Annotated in this window: 17 protein-coding genes; 7 read left to right on the top strand and 10 right to left on the bottom strand. The window is 38.5% G+C overall.

The features are described 5' to 3' along the window. Positions 1 to 117 precede the first annotated feature (117 nt). The 3 genes from ACFSKV_RS05335 to ACFSKV_RS05325 form a co-directional block, all read right to left on the bottom strand. Entirely contained in the window at positions 118 to 678 is a 561-nt protein-coding gene (locus tag ACFSKV_RS05335) for a transposase (RefSeq protein ID WP_380800868.1), read from the bottom strand. Between the two features lie 200 nt (positions 679 to 878). After that, positions 879 to 1,751, bottom strand: a complete 873-nt coding sequence (locus ACFSKV_RS05330; RefSeq protein ID WP_380800867.1) for a sugar phosphate isomerase/epimerase family protein — start codon at positions 1,749 to 1,751, stop codon at positions 879 to 881. An 82-nt stretch (positions 1,752 to 1,833) separates the two neighbouring features. Beyond that, positions 1,834 to 2,352, bottom strand: a complete 519-nt coding sequence (locus ACFSKV_RS05325; RefSeq protein ID WP_380800865.1) for a GNAT family N-acetyltransferase — start codon at positions 2,350 to 2,352, stop codon at positions 1,834 to 1,836. Positions 2,353 to 2,652: 300 nt separating this feature from the next. Between ACFSKV_RS05325 and ACFSKV_RS05320 the strand changes: the two genes are divergently transcribed. Further along, positions 2,653 to 3,837, top strand: a complete 1,185-nt coding sequence (locus ACFSKV_RS05320; protein WP_380800864.1) for an ATP-binding protein — start codon at positions 2,653 to 2,655, stop codon at positions 3,835 to 3,837. Between the two features lie 754 nt (positions 3,838 to 4,591). Here ACFSKV_RS05320 and ACFSKV_RS05315 read toward each other — a convergent pair. Then, positions 4,592 to 5,554, bottom strand: coding sequence for a YheT family hydrolase (locus tag ACFSKV_RS05315; RefSeq protein ID WP_380800863.1), 963 nt, complete (start codon positions 5,552 to 5,554; stop codon positions 4,592 to 4,594). A 92-nt stretch (positions 5,555 to 5,646) separates the two neighbouring features. Here ACFSKV_RS05315 and ACFSKV_RS05310 point away from each other — a divergent pair, with 92 nt between their 5' ends. Next, positions 5,647 to 6,990: an amidohydrolase gene (locus tag ACFSKV_RS05310; RefSeq protein WP_380800862.1), complete on the top strand. Its 1,344-nt coding sequence runs from the start codon at positions 5,647 to 5,649 to the stop codon at positions 6,988 to 6,990. 345 nt (positions 6,991 to 7,335) lie between these two features. On the opposite strand, the gene ACFSKV_RS05305 is transcribed toward ACFSKV_RS05310, so the two are convergent. Continuing rightward, positions 7,336 to 7,935, bottom strand: a complete 600-nt coding sequence (locus ACFSKV_RS05305; RefSeq protein ID WP_380800861.1) for a DUF6134 family protein — start codon at positions 7,933 to 7,935, stop codon at positions 7,336 to 7,338. A gap of 169 nt (positions 7,936 to 8,104) precedes the next feature. Here ACFSKV_RS05305 and ACFSKV_RS05300 point away from each other — a divergent pair, with 169 nt between their 5' ends. Together ACFSKV_RS05300 and ACFSKV_RS05295 are read left to right on the top strand one after the other, a co-directional pair. Then, positions 8,105 to 8,740, top strand: coding sequence for a peroxiredoxin (locus tag ACFSKV_RS05300; protein ID WP_380800860.1), 636 nt, complete (start codon positions 8,105 to 8,107; stop codon positions 8,738 to 8,740). A gap of 171 nt (positions 8,741 to 8,911) precedes the next feature. After that, positions 8,912 to 9,991 carry a 3-oxoacyl-ACP synthase III family protein gene (locus ACFSKV_RS05295; RefSeq protein ID WP_380800859.1) on the top strand — a complete coding sequence of 360 codons (1,080 nt, stop codon included), beginning with the start codon at positions 8,912 to 8,914 and terminating at the stop codon, positions 9,989 to 9,991. Here ACFSKV_RS05295 and ACFSKV_RS05290 read toward each other — a convergent pair. Further along, the gene (locus tag ACFSKV_RS05290; protein WP_380800858.1) at positions 9,988 to 10,776 is read right to left on the bottom strand and encodes a PhzF family phenazine biosynthesis protein; all 789 of its coding nucleotides are present in this window, start codon (positions 10,774 to 10,776) and stop codon (positions 9,988 to 9,990) included. The genes ACFSKV_RS05295 and ACFSKV_RS05290 overlap by 4 nt on opposite strands. 285 nt (positions 10,777 to 11,061) lie before the next feature. On the opposite strand from ACFSKV_RS05290, the gene ACFSKV_RS05285 reads away from it, so the two are divergent. Genes ACFSKV_RS05285 through ACFSKV_RS05275 form a run of 3 tightly spaced genes read left to right on the top strand, consistent with a single transcriptional unit; the run spans position 11,062 to position 16,784 of the window. After that, positions 11,062 to 12,219, top strand: coding sequence for an efflux RND transporter periplasmic adaptor subunit (locus ACFSKV_RS05285; RefSeq protein WP_380800857.1), 1,158 nt, complete (start codon positions 11,062 to 11,064; stop codon positions 12,217 to 12,219). 28 nt (positions 12,220 to 12,247) lie between these two features. Continuing rightward, a complete protein-coding gene (locus tag ACFSKV_RS05280) occupies positions 12,248 to 15,406 on the top strand; it encodes an efflux RND transporter permease subunit (protein WP_380800856.1) in 3,159 nt (1,052 codons plus the stop codon). Position 15,407: 1 nt separating this feature from the next. Next, complete coding sequence (locus ACFSKV_RS05275; RefSeq protein ID WP_380800855.1) at positions 15,408 to 16,784, top strand: efflux transporter outer membrane subunit; 1,377 nt, start codon at positions 15,408 to 15,410, stop codon at positions 16,782 to 16,784. Positions 16,785 to 16,883: 99 nt separating this feature from the next. Here the strand turns inward: ACFSKV_RS05275 and ypfJ are convergent, their stop codons facing one another. The 4 genes from ypfJ to ACFSKV_RS05255 form a co-directional block, all read right to left on the bottom strand. Continuing rightward, positions 16,884 to 17,786, bottom strand: coding sequence for a KPN_02809 family neutral zinc metallopeptidase (ypfJ, locus tag ACFSKV_RS05270; protein ID WP_380800854.1), 903 nt, complete (start codon positions 17,784 to 17,786; stop codon positions 16,884 to 16,886). 141 nt (positions 17,787 to 17,927) lie between these two features. Next, positions 17,928 to 19,715, bottom strand: a complete 1,788-nt coding sequence (locus ACFSKV_RS05265; RefSeq protein WP_380800853.1) for a cation:proton antiporter domain-containing protein — start codon at positions 19,713 to 19,715, stop codon at positions 17,928 to 17,930. A 373-nt stretch (positions 19,716 to 20,088) separates the two neighbouring features. Continuing rightward, entirely contained in the window at positions 20,089 to 23,313 is a 3,225-nt protein-coding gene (locus ACFSKV_RS05260) for a S41 family peptidase (protein ID WP_380800852.1), read from the bottom strand. Positions 23,314 to 23,913: 600 nt separating this feature from the next. Continuing rightward, the gene (locus tag ACFSKV_RS05255) at positions 23,914 to 25,029 is read right to left on the bottom strand and encodes a site-2 protease family protein (RefSeq protein ID WP_380800851.1); all 1,116 of its coding nucleotides are present in this window, start codon (positions 25,027 to 25,029) and stop codon (positions 23,914 to 23,916) included. Between the last annotated feature and the right edge of the window lie 14 nt (positions 25,030 to 25,043).

Here is a 25,043-nt window from a genome sequence, read left to right as displayed (position 1 = left end):
AGCTGATCAATTGAATATTAGAATACATTAAAGTCCCTCGAGGTTTTAGAAACCTCAAAGGTCGAAGTAGTAACCTTTGAGGTCTTCGAGACCTCGAAGGTTTTGCTTTAATTGGTTTTACTCCATTTGAAATTCATCCGGCAAATAAATTACAACATTCTCTTGATGTGAGATACGGAAGCCCTCCAAACCACCAAACCATTCTAAAGCCATACTTCGATTTAACTTGGTTGGTTTTTCTGACAAATATGTTTTCAAAGAGGAAAAATTCCAATCAAAGGGGCTTTGTGTAATTTTGTGTTTGACTGGGTTTAAATGGATGTAAATAATAACCTGGCTTAGGTATTCCTCCGAATCAATTTTCTTTCGTTTAAACTTTCTTTGGAATAATGCCCCATGTCTCTTAAATGCTTTATTGAAACTTTTTGAATATGAATTTTGAAAATCAGCAAAAGCCTTTACAAGTTTTTCATTAGTAATATTGGGTTTAATTTTTACCAAAAAATGAAAATGATTAGGTATCAAACAATAAGCCAAGGTCTCCAGCTTGTCCCCCAAAAACTGATGGTATTTGTTAAGAAAATAGGAGTAGTTTTCTTCAGATAAGAAAAGTTTCTCGTTTCCTATGGCTCTATTGTAAATATGGTAAATTTCTTCAGGCTCAAAAATGTCTGTCATAGTTAAAAAAGTTTGGTTAATTAAAAATAAGTCTTTTAAGTCAAACTAAAAAGACCTTCGAGGTTTTTGGAAACCTCAAAGGTCGGAGTAGAAACCTTTGAGGTCTTCGAGACCTCGAAGGTTTAAATTCAGGGAATTCATCTTCAACTCAATTCTAGTCTCTAAAAGACCTTCGAGGTTTTAGAAACCTCAAAGGTCTCTTAATTAAACCCAAATTTCTTCAAATTACCATGGCTGATCCTGATAGCTTCCAAGGGTTCCATGCCATCAAAAGTCTGATCCTGCTCAACAAGGTAATATTTCATTCCGGCTTTCTTCATTTGCTTTTGAATCTTCTTGAAGTCAATAGATCCTGTACCTACCGGGGCAAATCTTCCCTGCGCATCCATATCCTTCAAATGCCAGATAGGAAACCTTCCGGGATACTTCTTGAAATATACAACCGGATCAGCTCCGGCTTTGGCAACCCAATACAGGTCTATTTGGAAATTGACAACAGAAGGAACCAGTTTTTCAAGCATATACTCGATCGGTACAATTCCATTGCTGTTTTTTTCAAATTCAAAACCGTGGTTATGGTATAAAAACTCTATACCTGCCGCTTTGCATTTCTCACCCATAGTCTTTAAAATGCTGACCAATTGATCAAGGTCCTCTGACATAGATAGACTTTTGGTTGCCGGGTCATATTTAAATAAGCCCATAGGCGGTACAGGAGCAACCAGGTACTTAAATCCAGCTGATTTGGCATCAGCAATATGTTTATCGATATTATCCAAATTGGCCGAGCCCATATGGGCACTCAAAGGTGACATCCCAAGATCACTCAAAGTCTTGTTGAATTCCTCCGGTGTTAGGCCATAAAAATTTCCGTCTCTATAATCAGCAGATTCTATGTTCTTATAACCTATTTCGGCTACTTTTGCCAAAGTCCCTTTGGGATCTTTTCCCATTTCATTTCTGACCGTGTAAAGACTTACTCCCCCGAATTTTTCCTGGGCAAATGAAGGAAAAACAAGGATAAGAAAGGAAAATGCTGCCAAGAGTGCGGTATAAATTTGATTTTTCATCATTATTGGATTTAATTTTTATTTAGATTTTTGCCTTTGAAATTATGGGGTAAATATAAAGGGAAATAAACTCATTATGTAATTTTTACAATTTAAGTTTCATCATGATATCGGTTTGTTCCTCATCTCCCAATTTGAAGAGGTGTTTATCGAATTCCACAAAGCTGTTTTTCTTATAAAACCCAATGGCTCTCGGATTCTTTTCCCAAACACCCAACCAAACAAACTCAACTTGCTTCTCCTTAGCCAATTGAATAGCTTTTTCAAAAAGAATCTGTCCGACTTTCCTTCCATGAAAATCCTTCAAAACATAAATTCTTTCAATTTCAAGGGAGTTTTCTTCCTTTAGTTCTGATTGTGCTTCGCTAAAATTGACTTTCAGGTATCCAATGATTTCATCATTCAAAACCGCGAAATAGAACTCTGAAAAAGGGTTTTTTAGCTCAGTCCTAAGTTTGGACAAGGGAAAACTTTCCTCTAAGTACATTTTCATGTTTTGCTCAGAATTGCTATCGGCAAAGGCTTCCATGAAGGTCGCAATACTTATTTTCTGGAGTTCTTCAAGTTCAGTTAAACTCACTTTCTTGATTTCTATGGAAGTCATAATTCTAGATTTCTTTTTTGTAAAATGGATGTTATTTAACTGTAATACAAGATCCCCTAAACATAACAGCCACTTTATTTATGATCAGATATGAAGAAAGGTTTTATTTCACGCAACGGGCCCCAAGAAAGACGCGACTTACGCAACGGGATTAAACCATAAGCCATGCTTTTTCGCTTCTTCATATTTAGAAAACCCTTTTCTGGACAATTCAAAAGAATATGTTTTTCCCAAAAAACATATTTAAAAATTGTTTTTTATATAAAACATTATATATTTTTGTTTTGTGTATAAAACAACATGGAGCGACTTATTCAATTTTCTGAGAAAAAAAGGAAAGAAATCAAACAGGATTTCCGACGCTATTTGTTTGATCAAATAGATTGGTCACAGCGATTGATATTGATTTTAGGACATCGCGGAGTTGGAAAGACAACGCTTATTATTCAGCAAATGCAGCAGGTTACAAGTCCTTCCATTTATCTGAGTTTGGATGATTTCTTTTTTGAAGAAAACAGACTTGTACTTTTTGTGGAAGCTTTAATTGAAAAAGGATATAAAACTTTCTTTTTGGATGAAGTGCATCGCTACCAACTTTGGTCAATCGACCTTAAAAACCTTTATGATAATTTTCCTGATGTTCGGTTTATCGTCTCAGGTTCTTCTATTTTGGCTTTAGAAAAGGGAAAAGCAGATCTCTCAAGAAGAGCTGCGGTCTATCATTTACCAGGTTTGTCTTTTAGGGAGTTTTTAGATCTGGAAAAGAAAGCTAAGCTTCCAAAGCTAATGTTAAATGAAATCTTAGAGAAGCATCAAGAACTGAGCGAAAAGATTACAGATCAGATAGATGTTTTTTCGTTATTTAAGGAATACTTGGAATTTGGCTACTATCCTTTTTATAAGGAAGATAAAAGCAACTATAAATCCCGACTATTGGAAACAACACGGGTAGTCTTAGAAATGGATTTGAGTCCTATGGAGGACTTGACGCATCAAACAATTCGCAACATGAAAAAGCTGATCATGATCATCAGTGAATCTGTTCCATTTATTCCTAATATCAGCAAACTGGCGGAGAGATTGGAAGTGTCAAGGAATACTGTCCTTAAGACACTGGATTTACTGGAACAAGCCCAAATATTAAACCTCCTTAGACAATCTACCAAAGGAGTATCTTTTCTCCAGAAGCCTGAAAAAATATATCTTCAAAATACCAACTTAGCATTTGCCCTTTCTTCTCTTTCAACTGATTCTGGAAACTTAAGGGAAACATTTTTCTTCAACCAACTCCGTCACATGCATGATGTAACATTCCCGAAATTTGGGGACTTTATGGTAGATGATATTTACTTTTTCGAAATCGGAGGACCAAACAAAACTGCTCAACAGATTAAAGGAGTTCCGAATGCATTTGTGGTGGCTGACAGTATAAAGTTTGGAAACGGAAATAGGATTCCGCTTTGGCTTTTTGGCTTTTTGTACTGACCCATTTGAATATTAACTTCAATCCTAAAACGACCAATTTTTATCTCATTGATCAAAACATCAAGTATTTCTTGTGAACCAAATGTTGGTTACTACTTCGACTGGACCTATCGGTCTTTGGGTGGAAGTTGGGACGGAGGGATTCTTTAAGGATTTGAAGGTTGAATCTTTCGAATAACCAAACTAATTCAATAGGAGAACCTTAGTTCATTTCATTTCGCATCAAAGGATTATTTATTTCAGGCAACAGGCGCAAAGAAAGACGCAGCGAACGCAGCGGGCCAAGACCAAGAATTATTTTTCTTCTCTGCGTACTTTACGATACCGTTGCGGACGCTGCGAGAAATCAATTTTAGGTTTTGGGGTTCAGCAATCCTATAAATCACCAATGCATTCATTACTAAAATGTTAAATTTTCCAAAATGAAGAACCAAATTTTAAAAGCTTCGATTATTCATTATTTAAGGGGCAATAGATTGAAAAAATTCCAGGGCATTAAAAAGACTTCTGAGTTCATTTGTCTTTTAAAACCTTATAAAAATATTTAAGACTTCAATATGCCGGGTAATACCGGCGATTGATTGGGTAATAATTTGTAAAAAGCGATGGTTCTTTGAGCCATCGTTTTTTTTTGACCACAGCGGTTTTATGATCCATTTCAAAGTTCCTGAGGGAGAGGAAAAACAATGGGTAAAACATTTTCAAAACCTGGATTTTGTGGAATGGGCTGAACTAAACTATTATGTGCCAATAGTTAACCACTGATAAATTCCAACAATCTCCTTTCTGACCAGGTAAACTCCTCTCCTTTCACCAAAAATCCGGTATGCCCTCCCCTTTTGGGCATTTCGAGGTAGATTTGGGAATGTTTTTCAGCAAGTTTCACCGGATAACATCTATCCGATAACAAGGGGTCATTCAGGGCATTAATGATCAAGGTAGGAATTTGAATGTCAACCATCCAATTATCAGCACTGACGCTGCTATAAAAATCATAAGCATCTTTATATCCATGCACCTTGGCTGTAAAATGTGTATCAAAAGTATCGAAATCATTCACTGTTTTTAAATATTCCAAATCCACTAAACCGGGGAATTGCGCTCCTTTCAAGGCCATCTTTGCTTTGAGTTTATCAAGAAAACGGTTTTTATAAAAAGCATTTCCTTTCTCTCTTAATGTTGCAGCAGAATCAGGCAAATTGCAGGGTGTGGAATAAACAGCTGCTCTTTTGATTTTAGGGTTAAGGTTCAAACCGTATTCTCCTAAATACTTTAAAGTTTGGGCTCCTCCCATGCTGATTCCGGCTAGAAAGTATTCCTCATAGGGTTGGGTGCTTTCAACATATTTCAATACCGTGTCCAAATCGTAAGAAGCACCATGGTGGTATAAAATAGGGCCAATATTCATTTCACCACTGCAGGAACGGTTATTCCATGCCAATACATCAAAACCGTTTTGATTGAATAATTTGGCGAGACCTTTGGCATAGTGTCTGTCAGAGCTTCCTTCCAGACCATGGGAGATCACCAGTAATTTAGTACTACCCACTTTGGACCAGTCAATTTCCAAAAAATCGTTATCAGGAGTGTAAATTCTTTCTCTCTTGTACTGAATTCCTTCTATTTTTCTAAAAACACTGGGGTAAATGGTCTCCAAATGTCCATTGATCAGCCATTTTGGGGCTTTACCATAAGAGGATTTATGAATAATCGGCATTTTTTAAAAGGAATTCCGGCCTGAAATTAAAACATATCTTCGAGTGAGGGAATTATTTGATTAATTTGCCAGCAAGAAATATTTCATTGACTATGCGATTTAACAAAGTATTCCTCACTCTGAGTTCCTTCATATTGACCATTTTCACTGGACAGGCACAAACAGTGGATTCCTATGTAAATAAAATTTATCCTGAACTGGATGCTTTATATAAGCACCTTCACCAAAATCCTGAAATTTCCTCCCAGGAAAAGGAAACTTCAGCAAGGATTGCCCTGGAATTGAGATCACTTGGTTATGATGTGACCGAAGGTATAGGTGGATATGGCTTGGTTGGGGTTTTGAAAAACGGTCCAGGGCCTGTTTTGTTGATCCGTTCTGATATGGATGCCCTGCCTATGGAAGAAAAAACAGGGTTGCCTTATGCCTCTACCAAAAAAACAATAGGAAACGATGGCAAGGAAACTTATGTGGCACATTCCTGCGGTCATGATATCCATATGACTGTATTTGTGGGTACGGCAAAAATGATGGTGGAATTCAAAGACTCATGGAGAGGCACCCTCTTGATGGTGGGTCAACCTGCAGAGGAGACCGGAATGGGGGCATGGAAAATGATGAATGATGGTTTGTATGAAAAATTTCCGTATCCTGACTATGCTATAGCCTTACATGATGACCCCTTTCTCCCAGCAGGTATGTTAGGTTATAAACCAGGTCCTTTGATGGCCGGAGTGGATATGATGAATGTGACCGTTTATGGGGAAGGTGCGCATGGGGCAGCTCCACATAAAGGAATTGACCCCATTGTTCTCAGTGCACAAATGATTCAGGCATATCAGACTATTGTTAGCAGGAGAATAGCACCAACGGACCCTGCTGTTGTTACCGTCGGTTCCATTCAAGGAGGAACTGTCCACAATATCATACCGGATGAAGTCACAATGAAGCTGACTTTAAGGTCTTATTCACCAGAAGTAAGGGAAGAAATGATTTCCAGCGTGAAACGAATAAGTGAGAATCTGGCTAAAGCTGCTGGCCTACCTGATTCAAAAATGCCTACCTATTGGATCCGTGAACCCCATACACCTGCTCTGATCAATGATGTTGATTTAACGGAACAAATGGTCAAGGTTTTTAAAAATAACATTGGAGAAGACAAAGTGGTGGAAGTAGAAGCCCAGATGATCGGGGAAGACTTCAGTAGATTTGGGATGCAGGAAAGAAAAATCCCGATTACTATGTTTTATCTTGGCGCCAATGATCCTGAATTTTTAAAAGAAGCCGAAGAAAAAGGTCTGGATATTCCCGGATTACACAGCCCCTATTTTGCGCCATTACCTGAACCCACCATCAAAACAGGTGTAAAAGCCATGTCATTGTTTGCCATGGATATATTGAAAAATCAAGAAATCATGTTGGACGAGAAAAAATGAGACAATCTTTTGTTGATTTAAACTTCACAATGACTTAACCAAACATTATTTTATAAACTATAAGTTTGTAATGAAGTAAATTTTCTTCATAGGTATTGAACAGACATATAATCGGAGGGGTTTTATCTCTCCGTTTTTTTTAAGCTTTCAATTTTATATCCCAAAAGCATCGGGATAAGCTCTTCCAGCAACTCAAGATAACAAAAGATGTCATTTCCTTTCTGTAAATACTAATTTTAACGAATCAGTGTGCCGGTCTCTTGGATTTTGACATTGGGATGTTTCGCTTTGCTCAACATGACGCAGGATACTAAACCCAACTTCCGAAATCAGACTTTATTCCACTTATTTCCTTTTCACGACATAATTTTTGATGGGAAACTCCATGACTGCTTTGTCCAATTTACCATTTACGTAATAAAACCTATTTTTATTCCCGTTCACATTGACTTCATAGTAGTCTTTTACCTTTTTGATATGAGAGGGTCTTCCATATGCCTCCGGAATAAATTCCTTCGCTTGTTTGGGTTCTTCAAAATAAAAAACAGCAGAACTGTAATGATATGGTTTATGAATGGTGGTATCCAATTCATATTTATAATTGGTAGCTTTCACATCATAATGGTCCTTCATCCAGTCAATTTTTGCTCCGAAATTTCCTCTGTTTGATTTCGAGGTGGTCGTCGCTTTTATCAACATCATATCCCTGTATATAGCATGAGTCAAATAATCAAGACTGACTTTACCAAAAAACCAGAAGTGTACAGAACTTTTGAGTTCATAATGGATTTCCTCTCCTTTTGCTTCTTTTTTGGCAACCATTTCCCCTATGGAAATACCTGCTATTGAAATATCGTATTTCTCGATTTCCAACACTTGGGCATTACAAATAACTCCGGCCCAAACCAGGATTATAAAGGATAATACTGCCTTTACTTTTATCATATTACTTATTTTGGACTGTAAATAGAATCAATTTTTTAACCTTTTCAAAAAATAGGCTTTTTTTTGAAAACTAAAAATCTTCACCAAAAAGCCTTCACAATCTCTTTGAAAGAGTTTAAAAATTATTTACCTTTCCCTACAAAATTTATAGACTAAATATATTAAACAAATGACTTTACGATTAGGAGATTTAGCACCGGATTTCACTGCGGAAACAACAGAAGGAAAAATCAATTTCCATGAATACCTGGGAGATGGCTGGGGGGTTTTGTTTTCCCATCCAGCAGATTATACGCCAGTTTGTACTACTGAACTTGGAACAGTAGCAAAATTAAAATCTGAGTTCGATAAGCGGAATGTAAAAGTATTGGCTTTAAGTGTTGACGGTTTGGTTGACCATAAAAACTGGATCAATGATATTAATGAAACCCAGCATACCACTGTCAATTTCCCTTTGATAGCTGATGAGAATAGAAAAATTTCAGAATTGTATGACATGATCCATCCCAATGCAAGTGAAAAGGCCACCGTAAGGTCTGTTTTTGTGATTGGGAACGATAAAAAGATCAAATTAATCATTACATATCCTGCAAGCACCGGTAGAAACTTTGATGAATTATTGAGGGTTATTGATTCATTGCAATTGACTGCCTACCATTCTGTAGCTACACCTGCAAATTGGAAAAACGGAGAAGAGGTAGTGATTTTACCCAGCATTAAGGATGAAGATATTCCAGCTAAATTTCCAAAGGGGCACAAAAAAATCAAGCCTTATTTAAGAACTACCCCTCAGCCAAATCTTTAACAATAAACTTCATCTACATCCAACACCTTTGCGCCTAAATTGGACTTTGCAAGGGTGTTTTTTTATTTCTTGAACTCAGTAAATTGAATAGGATTTTCCTATTTGTTTTAAAACATTTTTTCTACATTTCAAGGATATAAACAAACAATCACCAAGAATTAAGTAATAGGCATGTCCATATATTCGGTAATTTCAGGATCAGGGAAATACATTCCAGATATTGTAGTCAAAAATGAAGATTTTCTTAACAGGAGTTTTATCAACGAAAAGGGAGATCCAATTCCAAAGTCCAATGAGGAAATTATAAGAAAATTTCAGGAAATCACTGATATCAAGGAAAGAAGGTACCTTAAACCTGAATTCAATACCTCTGATATGGGCTTTTTTGCTGCCGACGAGGCGATTAAATCTGCCAATATTGATCCGGAAACCCTGGATTATATTATTGTTGCCCATAATTTTGGAGATATTTTATTCAATAATCAAAAGTCAGATATGGTGCCTTCACTGGCATCAAGGGTGAAACATTTGTTGAAAATCAAAAACCCTGACTGTGTGGCTTATGACCTGCCTTTCGGATGTCCAGGTTGGGTTCAGGGTGTCATTCAGGCAGATTATTACATCAAATCCGGAGATGCAAAGAAAGTTTTGGTAATAGGGGCTGAGAACCTTTCCAGAATAGCCGATCCCCATGATATCGACAGTATGATTTATTCAGATGGCGCAGGGGCTATAGTAGTTGAAGCGATTGAATCTGAAAAACCCATTGGATTGATTTGCCATAAAACAAGGTCAGACACATTTTCGGAAGCGCATTTTCTTAAAATGGACATTTCCTATCATCCTCAATTTGAGGATAATACTTTATTCATGAAAATGAACGGAAGGAAACTTTATGAATATGCCCTGAATACAGTTCCAAATCTGGTAGCTGATACGATAAAAAAAGCAGGAATAGGAATAGAGGAAGTTAAAAAAGTATTGATCCATCAGGCAAATGCAAAAATGGATGAAGCCATTATTCAAAGAGTTTTCAAAATTTTTGGAATAGAAAAAATGGATTCAGCGTCCATCATGCCCATGACCATTTCCAAATTGGGAAATAATTCAGTGGCAACCGTTCCTATCTTATACGATATGATCATCAAAGGTGAAATGCCAGAGCATACCATCCATTCAGGAGATTATCTGGTATTTGCTTCTGTTGGGGCTGGAATGAATGTCAATGCTTTTGTGTATAAGGTGCCTTAAACAAAAATCCTCCCTTCCAAATAGGTCACGGCCTTACCTGTGATCTCCACCCTCTCACCCAATAATTCGCAGGTCAATGCCCCTCCCCTTTGGGAAAGTTGTCTGGCCGTCAATTTATTTTTACCTAATTTTTCAGCCCAAATCGGAGTCAGGGTAGTATGGGCTGAACCTGTAACCGGATCTTCGGGCACTCCAACCTGGGGACCAAAAAAGCGGGAAACAAAGTCCACCTCTTCTCCTTTTGCTGTAGCAATTACTCCTCTGGCATCAATTAATTTGATCTTTTCCAAATCAAATTGAAGTTGCCTGATATCTTCTTCATTTTGAAAAACCAAAACCAAATCAGTTTTTCCCCTGTATGCTTCAATGGGTTTATGGGTAAAACAACCCAACATTTCATTACTTATTTTGGTCCTTTCAACAGTATCAGTCGGGAAATCCAAAGTAAGTCCAATTGTAGATTTTTTGACATTCAAATTTCCTGAACGATGAGAATAAAAATGCAATATATCCCTTTGAAAACCTTCATGTTCAAATAATACATGGGCAGATGCCAGGGTAGCATGCCCGCATAGATCCACTTCCACCTTAGGGGTAAACCATCTAATCTGATATTGTTCCTCTTCTTTAACATAAAATGCAGTTTCAGAAAGGTTGTTTTCCATGGCAATTTTTTGGAGTTTTCCATCCTCAAGCCACGCTGTCAATGGCACAATAGCAGCTGGGTTTCCCCCAAAAATCTTCTCTGAAAAAGCATCTACCTGGTATATTTTCAATTCTTTCATGCCATTTTCTATTACCAATACGACTTCAGATTACATGGGTCTGACTATCAATATTTTACAATATTTTATTTTAATAATTTAATCTTTATGAAAATAAATTAAAAAGTTAAGACTTATAATCTCTTAAAATGTAAATATGATATTCGTCTAAATACTTTCATAAAAACCTTAAATAAGTGTATATACAAAGAATTACCAAATGAAATTTTAAAAATATTTTTACTGAAAATATGAATATAAATTTTATGAATTATTACATTTAGTTATCAATTAAACACCATCGCCATGAATAGAAATTTCCAATTCATTGGGAAAAATTATTTCCTTTTCTTGATATTTTTTTCATCCACTCTTTTGAATTACAGTTGCAGCAAAAAAGAAGAAATAGTCCTACCGCCCATTCAGGTCAATGCAGTAAAAGCAATCCAAACCGAAGTGCCCATTTATGAAGAGTTTGTTGCACAGGTCTACGGTGAATCTGATGTAGATATCCGATCGAGGGTGGAAGGCTGGATCACTTCTCTAAATTTCAGAGAAGGTTCTTTTGTAAAAAAAGGAACCCTTCTTTATGTCATAGATGATATCCAATATCAAACCAATGTAGATAGGGAACAAAGCCAGTTGGCTAGTGCAAAAACCGAAATGGTAAGGGCCCAAAATGAACTGGCGAGGGTTAGGCCTTTGGCAGAAATGAATGCACTGAGCAAGCAGGACCTTGACAATGCTGAAGCTTCCTATAAAGCATCCGTAGCCAGAGTAGAAGCTGCAGAAGCCTCACTTTCCAATACAAAAATTGAGTTGGGGTATACCAGAGTTTATGCCCCATTTGACGGAGTCATTGGTATATCCAATTTTAGGGTAGGTGATTATGTAACCAGGGCAGGAACAAGTTCTGTACTTGCTACAATTTCCAGCATTGGCGCAGTCAGGGTAAGATTTCAGATCAGTGAAAGAGAATATCTGAGACTGACCCGATTCACCCAGGAGGAACTTGAAAGAACCAGAAAGAATGTAAAAATTATCTTGGCAGACAGTACGCTTTACGAAGAAACAGGAGAAATTAATTTAGCTGACCGGGAAATTGATCCCAAAACAGGCACCCTAACGGTAGAGGCAAGGTTTCCTAATCCAAAAGGAATCCTAAGACCCGGATTATTTGTTAAAGCAAGAATATTAATCACTACCTTACCGAACGCCATATTGGTTCCCCAAAGAGCTGTCATCCAACAGCAGCATTTATCTCAGGTTTATTTAATCAATGAATCAGGAGAGATTAAGGCAACGCCGGTGGAAACAGGACCAAGAACGGATGATGCCTGGGTAATTTTATCAGGGGTAAAACAAGGTGATATGGTTGCAATTTTAGGTACTACAGGTTTGACACCGGAAACCAAAATTGAGGTGATTGAGCAGACATGGCCTGAAAAATCACAAAATCCTTAAAATTTTCCCAGCTTAAGCAAGATACAAAATGAGTGAGTTTTTTATACGTCGACCAATAGTAGCCATGGTTATTTCAATCCTGATGATACTCATGGGATTGATAACCTTAAGAGGAATTCCAGTTTCAAAATATCCGGAAATTACCCCTCCAATGATACAGGTGACCACAAATTTTACCGGCGCCAATGCGGTGAATGTGGAGCAAGCTGTAGCTACTCCTATTGAACAGCAAGTCAATGGTGTGGAAGAAATGCTTTATATGAAATCTGTCAATGCAGCAGATGGATCATTAACCCTGCAGGTTTCATTTGAAGTAGGCACAGATCTGGACAATGCCAATATGCTTACCCAAAACAGGGTGTCCCAAGCCAATGCAAAGTTACCTGTTGAAGTTAAAAACTTTGGGGTAACTACTAAAAAGTCTTTGGTATTCCCCCTTATGTTGGTCTCTTTATCTTCCCCAAATAATAGTTATGATGCCAAGTTTTTAAACAATTATGCCAATATCAATGTCGTTGACCAGCTAAAAAGATTGAAAGGGGTTGGTGATGTTTTGCTATTTGGTGGATCTGATTATTCCATGAGGATATGGCTGGAACCCGATTTACTTACAAGGATGGATCTGACAGTAAATGATGTGGTCTATGCCGTGAGAAAACAAAATGCCATTACTCCTGGTGGAAAATTCGGTGCACCTCCCTCCCCTGAAGGTGTTGAATACACCTATACTGTCACCATGCAGGAGCGTTTGATTACTGAAGAAGAATTTGGGAATATCATTGTCAAAGCTGATGATAGAGGATCTATTATAAGGCTCAAAGATGTAGCACGAATTGAACTTGGACTTGATAATTACAATGCCGTAAGTAGACTGAACGGAGCCCAGGCAGCTACAATTGTGGTGTACCAAATGCCTGGTTCAAACGCTTTGGAAGTAGCGGAATTGGTTGAAACCACAATGGAGGGATTAAAGGGTTACTTTCCCAACGATATCCAATATGAAGTTTCCCTAAATACCACCCGGGCCATATCTGTTGGTATTGAAGAAATTGTCCATACCTTATTTGAAGCCGTCATCCTGGTTATTTTGGTAGTTTTTATATTCCTTCAGGATTGGAGGGCTACATTGATTCCACTTTTGACTGTACCGGTGTCTTTGCTGGGTACCTTTATTATTTTCCCTTTATTGGGTTTTTCTGTGAATGTTCTTTCCTTGCTGGGATTGGTTTTAGCCATAGGTCTGGTTGTCGATGATGCCATTGTGGTGGTTGAAGCGGTAATGCACCATATAGAACATGGACTTTCCCCTAAAGAGGCCACAAAGAAAGCCATGAAGGAAGTGGGGGGTCCTGTGGTGGCCATCGCTCTTATTCTTGCCGCAGTATTTGTACCGGTGGCATTTGCGGGAGGAATTACCGGTAGATTGTATCAACAGTTCGCCATCACTATTGCCATTTCAGTATTGTTTTCTGCCTTCAACGCACTTACCCTGAGCCCTGCTCTAAGTGCTCTTCTGCTGAAACCTAAAAAAGAAAAGAAAGGGCTTTTACAAAGGTTTTTCAATAGTTTCAATAGGGGGTTTGATAAGTTTACCAACAAATACACTGGAGTGGCTGGAATTGTGGCCCGGAAATCCATCCGATCGGGCATTATCATATTAGTGGTTTTATTTGTTACAGTCATCCTAGGTAGAGGCATCCCATCAGGCTTCGTTCCTGAAGAAGATGAAGGGTATTATCTTGTCAATGTTCAGTTACCAGATGCAGCATCTTTGGAGAGATCAGATGAAGTCACCAAAAAAGTAGAGAAAATCCTGGGTAATATTGAAGAAATCGAATACTCAACGGTGGTACTGGGATATAGCCTCTTGACGGGTTCATATGCTACCAATAATGCATTTATCTTTATCTCACTAAAGCCATGGGATGAAAGGGAAAAAACTGCCAAACAACTTATCCAGGAAACCAATATTGCCTTTCGATCTACTATTTCTGAAGCCAGTGCAATTGCATTCGGTCCTCCACCGATTGAAGGTTTGGGAACTTCAGCTGGATTTACACTTCAATTACAGGACAGGTCTGGAAACAACCCTGAATTCCTGGCAGAACAGGCCCAAAATTTCATTGCTGAAGCTAGGAAAAGGCCTGAAATCGGGAATATTTTCACACTTTATCGGGCCAATGTACCTCAGAAAAAAATCAATATTGATTATGACAAAGTTGAAAAATTGGGGATTGACCTTTCAGAGGTAACCAGCACCATTTCCACTTACCTGGGAAGTGCCTATGTGAATGACTTCAACCGATTTGGTAGGCAATATAAAGTATTTGTACAGGCAGAAGGAAAAGACAGGTTGGATCCCTTGGATTTATCAAGATATTATGTGCGAAGTAAGGCCGGGGAAATCATTCCTCTTTCCACCTTGACAACAGTAGAAGACGCTTCAGGTCCCTCCTACACCAATAGATTCAACATGTACAGGGCAGCTGAAATTTCCGGAGCACCAGCTGAAGGGTTTAGTTCTTCAGATGCTTTAAAGGCTTTGGAAGAGGTTGCTACATCTATGCCCAAAGAAATAGGCTATTCCTGGAGTAACATGTCCTATCAGGAAAAAGCTGCTGAAGGTACAGGTGGTACCATGTTCCTGATGGCTTTGGTCTTTGTTTTCCTGATCTTGGCCGCCCAGTATGAAAGTTGGAAATTACCGTTTTCGGTTCTGCTGGGTGTGCCGGCAGCTGTTTTTGGAGCCTTTTTGGGATTATGGCTAGGAGGCTTTTGGAGTACCTCCTATGTCAACAATGTGTTTGCCCAAATAGGATTGGTCATGTTAATCGGCTTAACGGCCAAAAACGCGATTCTGATTGTCGAGTTTGCCAAAATGCTTTATGAGGAAGGAAAAGGCCTCTACGAGTCTGCCATTGAAGCGGCTAAACTAAGGTTAAGGCCTATTCTGATGACTTCATTTGCATTTATGTTGGGGGTTACACCTCTGGTAAGGGCAGTCGGAGCCGGCGCCGAAGCCAGAAAAGTAATGGGAATGGCAGTTTTTAGCGGAACCTTAATTGCAACAGTCATTGGGGTAATCGTGGTTCCGGGACTCTTTGTACTGATTGAAAGTATTGGAAAAAGAAAGAAAAAATCCGATGCTCCAGATGCTCCTGTTTCACCTTCTGAACCCGCTCATTGATATGAAAAATATAGCATTGATTCTTATATCGGGGTTATTTTTAGTAGCCTGTAAAGTTGGTCCCAATTACAAAAGGGAAGATAAAGAAAGGCCCATTTCATATGTGCAGGTAGAAGTCTCTTCGGATTCCATTACCAATATGTCATGGTGGGAAGTTTACCAGGATACTACCTTGCAATCCCTGATCAAAAATGCCCTTGAAGTAAATCTAGATCTGTTATTTGCTGCTTCCAGGGTTGAAGAAGCAAAAGCTGTCCTTGGCTATAATAAAGCAAATCTTTATCCATTTCTGGATTACAATGCCAAGGCAAGAGCTACGGATTTCAGGGAGACTTCCCAAGAGGCCGGGGTCGCATTTTCTCCTAATATGATTGGACTAATGGGAAATGTTTCATGGGAAATTGATTTTTGGGGTAAACTCAGAAGGGCCAATAGAGCTGCTTATGCTGAACTGATGTCCGCTGAGGAAACCAGAAAATCAATTTACATTTCATTGGTAGCCCAAGTTGCCGAATTATACTTTAATCTCAGAGGTTTGGATGAAAGGCTGGGTATTACCCAAAGAACTTATGAGACGAGGATGGAATATTTGGATATTATCACCAAAAGGTTTGAAAAAGGTAACGTCTCAGAACTGGATAAACTGCAGGCAGAACAATTGGCAGCTTCCGCTGAGGCCCAAATTTATGCGCTTGAAAGGGAAATCATATATGTGGAAAATGCCCTGAATATTTTATTGGCGAGGACATATCAACCTATAAGTCGTGGCCTTGAAAACAAGCAACAATTAATGCCTTTGGACATGCCAACTGGCCTACCTTCTGAATTATTGGAAAGAAGACCGGATATTGTTGCGGCAGAACAGTCACTGATTGCACAAACTGAAAGAATCGGAGTTGCTGTGGCCATGAGGTTTCCCTCAGTAAACTTGGCCGCTTTCTTTGGTGTAGCAAGCCCTTCAATCTCTAATATCTTTACCCCAGATGCCTTTTTAGGGTCTGTTACAGGCCAACTTACAGGACCAATATTCAATTTTGGCCAAAATAAAAGAAGGGTTGAAATGGAAAGAGAAAGGGCTATGCAAACCGCCTATAATTACGAACAAACCGTATTGAATGCTTTTGCCGATGTGGAAAATTCCCTTGCTGAAATCAGGACTTATACCAATGAGTTTACTGCAAGAATGAAACAGGTCAAAGCTACTGAGAAATCCCTCATGCTTTCCAAGGCTTTATATGATAACGGCTACACTTCCTTCCTCCAGGTTTTGGATTCTGAAAGGGAGTTTTACAATGCTGAATTTGAAAAGTCAATTGCCCTGGAAAGGCAATTGATCGGAACAGTAAGGCTTTATAAGGCCTTGGGAGGAGGTTGGTAGAATCCGGAAAAACTACCAAAAATATTTAAAATAAATGGCCTAAAAATCTTTGCGTTTTTCAGGCCATTTATTTTTTGGATTGTTTTTTTTTTAAATGCTTTATAATTCTCTTGCATTGAAAGTGTCTCCCATACTGACATCACCATAGTCAAAGCCTCTTTTAAACCATCTGGCCCTTTGTGCTGAAGTTCCATGGGTAAAAGAATCCGGCACTACCCTTCCCGTAGCCTGTTTTTGAAGCCTATCATCCCCAACCGCACTTGCAGCATTCAATGCTTCTTCCAAGTCCCCGGGCTCTAGAACTCCTTTAACCTTTTGGGTATGATGGGCCCAAACACCCGCATAAAAATCAGCCTGCAATTCCAATCTGACCATCAGGCGGTTAAATTCAGCTTCTGGTATTTTTCCTCTTTTGGATTGAACCTGTTCCAATGTACCATCCAATCTTTGAACATGATGTCCAACTTCATGCGCTATGACATAAGCTTGGGCGAAATCCCCATGAGCTCCCAATTTCTTTCCCATGTCCTGGAAGAAACTCAAATCTATATATACCTTTTCATCCCCCGGGCAGTAAAAAGGACCGGTGGCTGCCGAGGCAAAACCACAGGCTGAATTTACTGAGCCCGAAAATAGAACCAATACCGGTTCTCTGTATCCTTCCATTAATTGATTCCAAACATCCTCTGTATCTGCAAGAACCACCGCAGTAAATTCTGCCAATTCCTGTTCCTCAGCAGAAGCTTGATAATTTGAATCCACCACCTCCGTTAACTGCCCACCTCCTAAAAAATTGGCAATAAGGGATAATGGATTAGTCCCGGTCAGCCAAGTTATCAAGAAGAATGCGGCAATGAGGATGAGGCCTGTTTTTGAGAAAAGTATTTTAATTAAGGGACCGAGGAGCATAGGATTCATTCCACCTCCTCCCCCAAAGTTCTGGGCTTTCTGACCTCTTCTGTCTTCAATATTACTGCTTTTTCTTCTGCCTTGCCATTTCATAATTGCTTGATTTAATGGTCTGTAATCTTTTTACAATTTAAAAAATTCGGCAAAGTTTTGTTAGATTATTTTAGATTAAAAATCATTATAAAAACTCAATACATTCTAATTTTCTTCATTTTGAAATTGTGAAATTCACATTCAAGTAATATAAATAACTTTTTCTCCTGATGCAATTGTATCTTCATATTGAAACACCCTTTTCTTTCCCTCTTTGTCTTGTATGATCAAGGGTAATATTTTGCCCTTTCCGTGTTTAAGTACCCAATCCCTGGTTTTGGTACTATTACTTACCGTATTGGTCTTTTGAACATAATTGCCACTGTTTATTTTTTGATTCCATGGTTCAGGTTGAACTTTCATTGCAAATACGGTTGAAGCTTTTATGGCTTCCAAAATTGATTTTCCAGCCCCACCTTCATCCTTAGTAAGAAGTATATGATTATTATAAATGAAAAAATTTTCACGTGCCACTTGCGCTGCAAGAAGATTTACCTCCGAATTACCTGTGATTCCTATAAATACACTGCATTCATTTGCTTTTGCCTGCTCCATGACCACGTCCTTTAGTGCATTCCCATGGGTACATTCAAACCCTCTTTCTTTGGCAAGTTCAACCATTTCCAAATTGGCATCAACCATGTGCACAATGGGTTCTTTCTCATTCAAGTGCTTAGCCAAAAGCAGACTGATAGGGTTTACGCCTAAAATAAGAATGCCTTTCCTACCATCAACATGAATCAATTCACCCCTATTCCTTAGCCATGTAGTGGTCCATTTTAACATAAAAGGAACAGTGAACGTCGTGAAAATCGCCATAAATACCAATATGGAGAAAATGCTCTGATTGATGATTCCCATCTCCAAACCAATCCCTGCAATAATAATTTCAACCGCACCTCTTCCGTTCATTCCAGAGCCTACCGTAATACCTTCCCTCCAACCATGGCCACTAGGCAAATAAAACAACATGGTGCCGAATATTTTACCCACGATAGCTACAAATACTATGGTCAACATCATCACAAGATCAGTTTGAAAAACATTGATATTGACATTAAAACCGGCAGAGACAAAGAAAATCGGTGCCATAAATCCAATGGAAACGTCATAAAAAGATTTTTGAACTTCCCTTGCAATATTTTTAGGAAATAAGTTGTCCCTAATAAACAATCCTGCCATAAATGCCCCTAAGATACTGTGCATGCCTGCCAGTTCAGCCAGTTCCGCATAACCAAACGCAATAATCAAAATCATGGTAAAGTACATGGTACTGCTCTGATTTTTGAACTTTGATATCCTTTTTCCCAAAATGGGCAACAGGTAATTTCCTATCACTATCGTACCTGTAAAAAACAATAGAGCCTTTCCTAGAACCCATAACAATCCAGCAAGATCCAAAGATCCGGCATCTGCAAAACTGACTATTCCGGCAAAAATCACCAATGCTAAAGTATCGGATATCAATGCACCTGCCATCAGCACATAGGCGATTCTGGTATTTAGCAACTTTAAGTCAACCAAAATCCTACTTTTAGTAGCCAGGGAAGTGACACCAACCGCTATGGCAACAAACAGCCCTGAAGTTGGAGTTCCCCCAAAGTAAATGATGGTATAATATCCAAGGACAAAAGGAACAATAAAACCACCTATTGCGGCCAACAATCCTGCCCAAGAAGCCTTTTTGAGATCTGCAAAATCAATCTCTATCCCAATATATACCATCAACAAGGTTATCCCGATTTCTGCAAGAACCTTGATCGTTTCAGTTTCTTTGATCAATCCCAATAAAGTTGGGCCCAATAAAATCCCTATTATCAGTTCACCCAAAATAGGTGGATATCCAAGTCTTTTCGAGGCAATTCCTCCCAACCATGCCGCAACCAACACCAAAAACAGATTTAAAATATTAAGCGTAAAATCTTCCATTTTGATCAATTAAAGGTCAGGAGGTTCTTTTTAGTTTTTCTACTAAACTTACACAGCTTCTCCAAATTCTAATATAATAGAAGTTTGGGATTGGATTGGCAAAAAAAATGAAATATGCCAAATTGGTTGTGGTTTTTAAACAATATCTGCTAATCCCAAACAATTTAACCATAAATCTTTTATCCAAAAGCCCAAACAAAATACTCTGCCTTTTGGAATTTCAGATACTGCTTTCTTAAAAAATTAAACCTCAGTTTTCATTATTATAAAATATCCCAAATTGGATTTTGAAAATTGAGATTTGGAGCTTTGATTTTAATGAGGGATTCCGGAAGTAGAAAATTCCCACCTCCGAAATCCATTATTAAACAACTCAATTTACATCTTTCGACAGCTCCTCTACGGCTTTTTCCAACTGTTGGTCTTTTCCTTTATCTATCTGACCTGGCATATTTTTAACCTGAAACTGTGGCTTGGTTTCATTGTTTTCCATCCACTCCCCTGCTTTGTTTTTTGCCGAAACCGGAACTATTCCCCATCTTGCCCCATCAGGTAACATTTCCCATCCGGCAAAGGAACAAGTGCCTGGAGTAGGCATACCCACTGTCTTTCCTATATTCAAATCCGTATAACCACATGCAAAGCAATGTCCATCTGAATAATTGGCTTCATTGAACATGGCCAAGGTAGGTTTGGTCCATCTAAAAGTAGGTTCATAACCCACTTCCCTATCTTCAGTGGCATACGTGATAAATTTTTCTCCGGTAAAGAACATGGCCAAATCTGCAACCAAGTCACCACCGCCATTGAACCTTGTATCCACAATTACCCCTTTACGGTTATGATATTTCCCCATCATTTCTTCATATGTGGTACGGTATGGACCATCAGACATGCCCGGGATATGGATATATCCCAAGGTACCATTGCTTAACCTTTCAACCTCTTCCTGGTTCTTTTTGACCCATCTTTTATATAACAATTGGTTTTCCTGTGCCAAAGTGATAGGCTTAACGGTAAGCTGCTGCCTGGTATTTGTTTTTGGATCAAAAACTTCCAAAAGGGTAAATTTATCTGCCTTCCGGTTTAAGTATTGGGCTACATCTTTATCCAATGCAACTATTTCACCATCAATTTTTTCAATCACCATACCGGCTTTTATATTCATGCCAGCTTTATTCAATGGCCCATCCTTGAGCACTTCTGCAATTTTGATCCCTACACCTTTGTGTGTATAATCCATGAAAATCCCCAAAGAAGATGTTGCATCTCCCTGTGATATGCTTCTGCTGAACCTGGCTCCGGCATGCGATACATTTAGTTCACCAATCAGTTCTGACACCATCTCTGCAAATTCATAACTGTTGCCAATGGAAGGAAGATATTTTTCATAGTGAGCAGTCAAGGCCTCCCAATCCACCCCATGGAAATCTGAAGTATAGAAGGTACCTTTTGTCCTGATTTTGATATGTTCAAACATCTCTTCCCTTTCAGCTTCCGTATCCAAAGTCATCTCCCCGGCAATTTTAATCTGCTCCCTTTTTGACCCTTTATCTGTAATCTTAGAAATGTTTCCATCTGCCAACAAATACAGGTTTTTCATTTCCTTATCCCATTCCAATCTGCCGAAACCTGCATCCAATTTCAATTCCATTTTGGTTTCTTTGGTCCTAAGGTCTGTACTCCAAAGATTCATACCTTTTTCAAACCTGGCCAAATAGTAAAGCTTCTCTCCTTCTTTATCAATAACCGCGTCCCCAAGGGAAGATGAATGAATGGTTAATTTGGCCTTTCTTTCTTTTAGGTCATCCCAATCAATTTTTATGTCTTCAATCTTCTTTTCTTCCTTTTTATCCTCTTTTTTCTCTTCCCCATCTTTGGCCATTTTTTCCACTTCTTTGAGCAAATCATAATCCTCTTTACTCAATTTGAATTTATCAAAAGCTTCCTGGGTAAAGAAAAGGGCAAAAACATCATTTTGGGAACCACTACTGGAGGCAAAACCCTTTAAGCCATCCCGATTACTGAACCAGATCATTTGTTTGCCGCCATTGACCCATTTCGGCCTACTATCACCGTAACCACTCTGAGTCAAATTTTCGAAAGGCTTTAAACCACTGGCATCCAATAATACCACTTCCCCATTGGCCATGGTAGGACGATATTCTGCCAGTAACCATTTGCTGTCAGGGCTCCATGTAAAATATTTATCTCCATCCTGCATATGGTAAAACTCCTCAGGAGTCATCAGCGTAACAGTGTTTTTGGTGGCCATGTCCATTACCTTCAATGTCCTCCTCCCTTCCACAAAAGCTAATTTCTTACCATCCGGTGACAATTGAGGCAGATAATTGTCTAAGCCATTACTGACCAATTCATCCTCCTGCAACAAAGTACTGGCAAAAAAGAAAGGCTCTTCCTTTTCCCTGATTTTCTTTGTCTGGTAAATATTCCATTTACCATTTCTTTCAGAAGCATAAAGGATGGATTTACCATCAGGGGAAAATTGAACAAAACGTTCCTGTTGAGGCGTATTTGTGATTCTTTTGGTCATAGCGCCATCTATAGAAGTGACAAAGACTTCTCCCCTGGCAATAAAGGCTAATTCTTTTCCATCAGGAGAAATGGACATTTCCCTAACCCCACCATTGATACTGATATAGCTGTCAGCATTGGAAACCGGCTGGGTTTTGATGCTCACTTCCACCTTTTTTGGTTGCTCCCCTTCCTTTAGGGTATATAACTCCCCATCATAGGAAAAACTCATCGTTCCTGAATTGGATATACTTAAAAATCTCACTGGAAAATCTTTCAAAGAAGTCAAAGCCATTGATTTTCCAGGATTGTCCAAACTCATTTTCAAAACATTGAAACTCCCATATTCCTCACTTAGATAATACATACTTTGGCCATCAGGGGCAAATACCGGGTTTCTGTCCTCTCCATAGAAACCTGTGAGCATTTTATGAGAATTATTCTGGGAATCAAACAACCAAATATCCCTGGCAATAGCTGATTGATGCCTTTTACGCCATTCGTTCTCTCCCCCTTTCTTGTCATGGTAAAGGATTTTTTTACCATCATTACTCAACTGTACATATTCTGCCGGAATCGTCCATACCTGATCTACCCGTCCACCTTTTACCGGAACTTGATATAATTCTGGTTGGGATGCAGTAGGATATTGTCTGTGTTCCGCCAAATCCTGCCTAACACCCCCAAACAGCACAAACTGATCATCTGCTGAAAATGAATAGGGCATTTCGTCGTTGGAATGGAAGGTTAACCGGGTGGCAGGCCCTCCTTCCACATCCATCACAAATAGATCAAAATTACCATAACGATCAGAGGCAAATGCGATTTTTTTCCCATCCTTACTCCAAACAGGTTTAAAATCATGGGCTTCATGAAAGGTTAGCTGTACTGCTTTTCCACCTGAGGAAGAAACAACATACAGGTCACCTTTAAATGTAAAAACTATTTTTTCCCCATCAGGTGAAATGGCTGGATAACGTAACCATTTGGGATTGTCCTCAGCAAAGGACAATGTAATGGTGCAAAGTAAGAACAGACTCAGTAAACACTTTATTAAATTCATAGTCATATTTGGATTTGAGCGAACAAAATAAATAAAAACTCCAAGGATACATCATCAATTTTAACAAGAAAACTTTAGCAGTTTTAAATGGTTATTAAAATATGATAGTCCATTCTTTTGTTAGAAAAGCAACAAAAACTAATTGTAATCACTGCCTAAAGATTTTTTGGCAATTGGCTATTGACTGCGATAGGGAACTATTTCATTTTTAACGAACCACAAAAGTTAACAAAGTAAACAAAAGCAATATCAAAAATATTTTTACATCTTAGGTAACCGGTTTATTACCCTCTTTTGTGTTCCTTTTGTCACTTTTGTGGTTAATTTTTAAATTATAAAAAACCGAGCCTCAGACTGATACTTTTAAAGTTGTCTGTTTCAATTTTTTTCGAACCACAATAGTTTACAAAGTGAACAATAGCAGTCTCAAATATATCTTCCCAACTTTAGGAAAGAGTCTTTTACCCTCTATTGTGTTCCTTTTGTCACTTTTGTGGTTAATTTTTAAATTATAAAAAACCGAGCCTCAGACTGATACTTTTAAAGTTGTCTGTTTCAATTTTTTTCGAACCACAAAAGTTGACAAAGTGAACAAAGTTTTTAACCAAAGATGAATGGTTGTGGAGTAAAGCAAAGGATAAATATCAAAATGGCAATCCATGCAAGTGTTTTTCTTTTGGGGTTCATTTCCTGAAATCCACTTACTTCCGGGTGTTCCAAACCCATGACCCGGCCCAAAAGGAAAGCAAACAGCAACCAGCCGGAATAACCTTGCACCGTTGGCCAGATATAAACAATGGCATATTGGATTGAGGCTATTAAAAGTATAATGGTCCACTTGGTCTGATTTGGAATTCTAGCCCTGCTGTAAATGATATAAAGAAATCCAATATACAAGGGTATGGAAATCAATAATCTATTGATATCATGGTAAGGGTTGATTACACCCAAACCGGCATAAAAGACAAAAATGGTGAAAGCTGCAAAGGAAATGATCTTATGATGTTTTGGGAATAAACCAAAAATTACATGTCCTCCATCCAATTGGCCAATGGGTAATAGGTTTAAAGCGGTAAAGAATAACGCCAAATAACCTGCAAAAAGATATGGAAAATGGATGATTTCGGACATATTGGGCATCTTTTCCGGATCTGCCAACAACTTTTCCATGCCGAAGAAAAGGAGGTTGTATCCCATTCTAAGGTTGATATAACCTTCTTCTTCAGAATGGCCCTGAAAATCAGGGTCCAGATATTCCGGATGGATCTGATAAATGTAGTCTGCGTTAGGAAGATGTGTAAAACCATACCAGAGTACACCAAATGCAATTACAAATCCAGCCAAAGGTCCAGCTACCCCAATATCAAAAAACTTTCTTCTGCTATTGATAAAACTTTTCATCTGTATGATGGCACCAAAGGTACCAATGGAGGGAGATCCCAAAAATCCCAACCAGGCAGGAATAAAATAGGGCAAGGAGGATTTAACTTTATGATGTATGGAGGTGAATAAGTGACCCATTTCATGGATAAAAAGAATTCCGATAAAAGGTATAGAAAAATGCATGGATTTCTTGAAGTATTCCCAATCCAGGGCATATTCTCCAGTGCCCAATATGGATTTACCGTACAACCATTCACCACCGGCAAGAGTAGTAGCCAATATGGTCAAAACAAATAATATTCCGTGAATGAGATATTCTTTTTTACTGTACATCAATTGTTGATTAT

Source organism: Shivajiella indica (genome assembly GCF_042683085.1).
Taxonomy (GTDB): domain Bacteria; phylum Bacteroidota; class Bacteroidia; order Cytophagales; family Cyclobacteriaceae; genus Shivajiella; species Shivajiella indica.
Note: the sequence above shows the minus strand (reverse complement) of the source record. Positions and strands in the feature narration are given on the sequence as shown.

Bases quoted from the DNA above. Each gene is read 5' to 3' on its own strand.
- ACFSKV_RS05285 (WP_380800857.1), top strand. From the start codon at position 11,062: ATGAATAGAAATTTCCAATTCATTGGGAAAAATTATTTCCTTTTCTTG.
- ACFSKV_RS05255 (WP_380800851.1), bottom strand. From the start codon at position 25,029: ATGTACAGTAAAAAAGAATATCTCATTCACGGAATATTATTTGTTTTG.
- ACFSKV_RS05290 (WP_380800858.1), bottom strand. From the start codon at position 10,776: ATGAAAGAATTGAAAATATACCAGGTAGATGCTTTTTCAGAGAAGATT.
- ACFSKV_RS05275 (WP_380800855.1), top strand. From the start codon at position 15,408: ATGAAAAATATAGCATTGATTCTTATATCGGGGTTATTTTTAGTAGCC.
- ACFSKV_RS05265 (WP_380800853.1), bottom strand. From the start codon at position 19,715: ATGGAAGATTTTACGCTTAATATTTTAAATCTGTTTTTGGTGTTGGTT.
- ACFSKV_RS05260 (WP_380800852.1), bottom strand. From the start codon at position 23,313: ATGAATTTAATAAAGTGTTTACTGAGTCTGTTCTTACTTTGCACCATT.
- ACFSKV_RS05335 (WP_380800868.1), bottom strand. From the start codon at position 678: ATGACAGACATTTTTGAGCCTGAAGAAATTTACCATATTTACAATAGA.
- ACFSKV_RS05310 (WP_380800862.1), top strand. From the start codon at position 5,647: ATGCGATTTAACAAAGTATTCCTCACTCTGAGTTCCTTCATATTGACC.
- ACFSKV_RS05320 (WP_380800864.1), top strand. From the start codon at position 2,653: ATGGAGCGACTTATTCAATTTTCTGAGAAAAAAAGGAAAGAAATCAAA.
- ACFSKV_RS05300 (WP_380800860.1), top strand. From the start codon at position 8,105: ATGACTTTACGATTAGGAGATTTAGCACCGGATTTCACTGCGGAAACA.
- ACFSKV_RS05295 (WP_380800859.1), top strand. From the start codon at position 8,912: ATGTCCATATATTCGGTAATTTCAGGATCAGGGAAATACATTCCAGAT.
- ACFSKV_RS05315 (WP_380800863.1), bottom strand. From the start codon at position 5,554: ATGCCGATTATTCATAAATCCTCTTATGGTAAAGCCCCAAAATGGCTG.
- ACFSKV_RS05325 (WP_380800865.1), bottom strand. From the start codon at position 2,352: ATGACTTCCATAGAAATCAAGAAAGTGAGTTTAACTGAACTTGAAGAA.
- ACFSKV_RS05330 (WP_380800867.1), bottom strand. From the start codon at position 1,751: ATGATGAAAAATCAAATTTATACCGCACTCTTGGCAGCATTTTCCTTT.
- ACFSKV_RS05305 (WP_380800861.1), bottom strand. From the start codon at position 7,935: ATGATAAAAGTAAAGGCAGTATTATCCTTTATAATCCTGGTTTGGGCC.
- ACFSKV_RS05280 (WP_380800856.1), top strand. From the start codon at position 12,248: ATGAGTGAGTTTTTTATACGTCGACCAATAGTAGCCATGGTTATTTCA.
- ypfJ (WP_380800854.1), bottom strand. From the start codon at position 17,786: ATGAAATGGCAAGGCAGAAGAAAAAGCAGTAATATTGAAGACAGAAGA.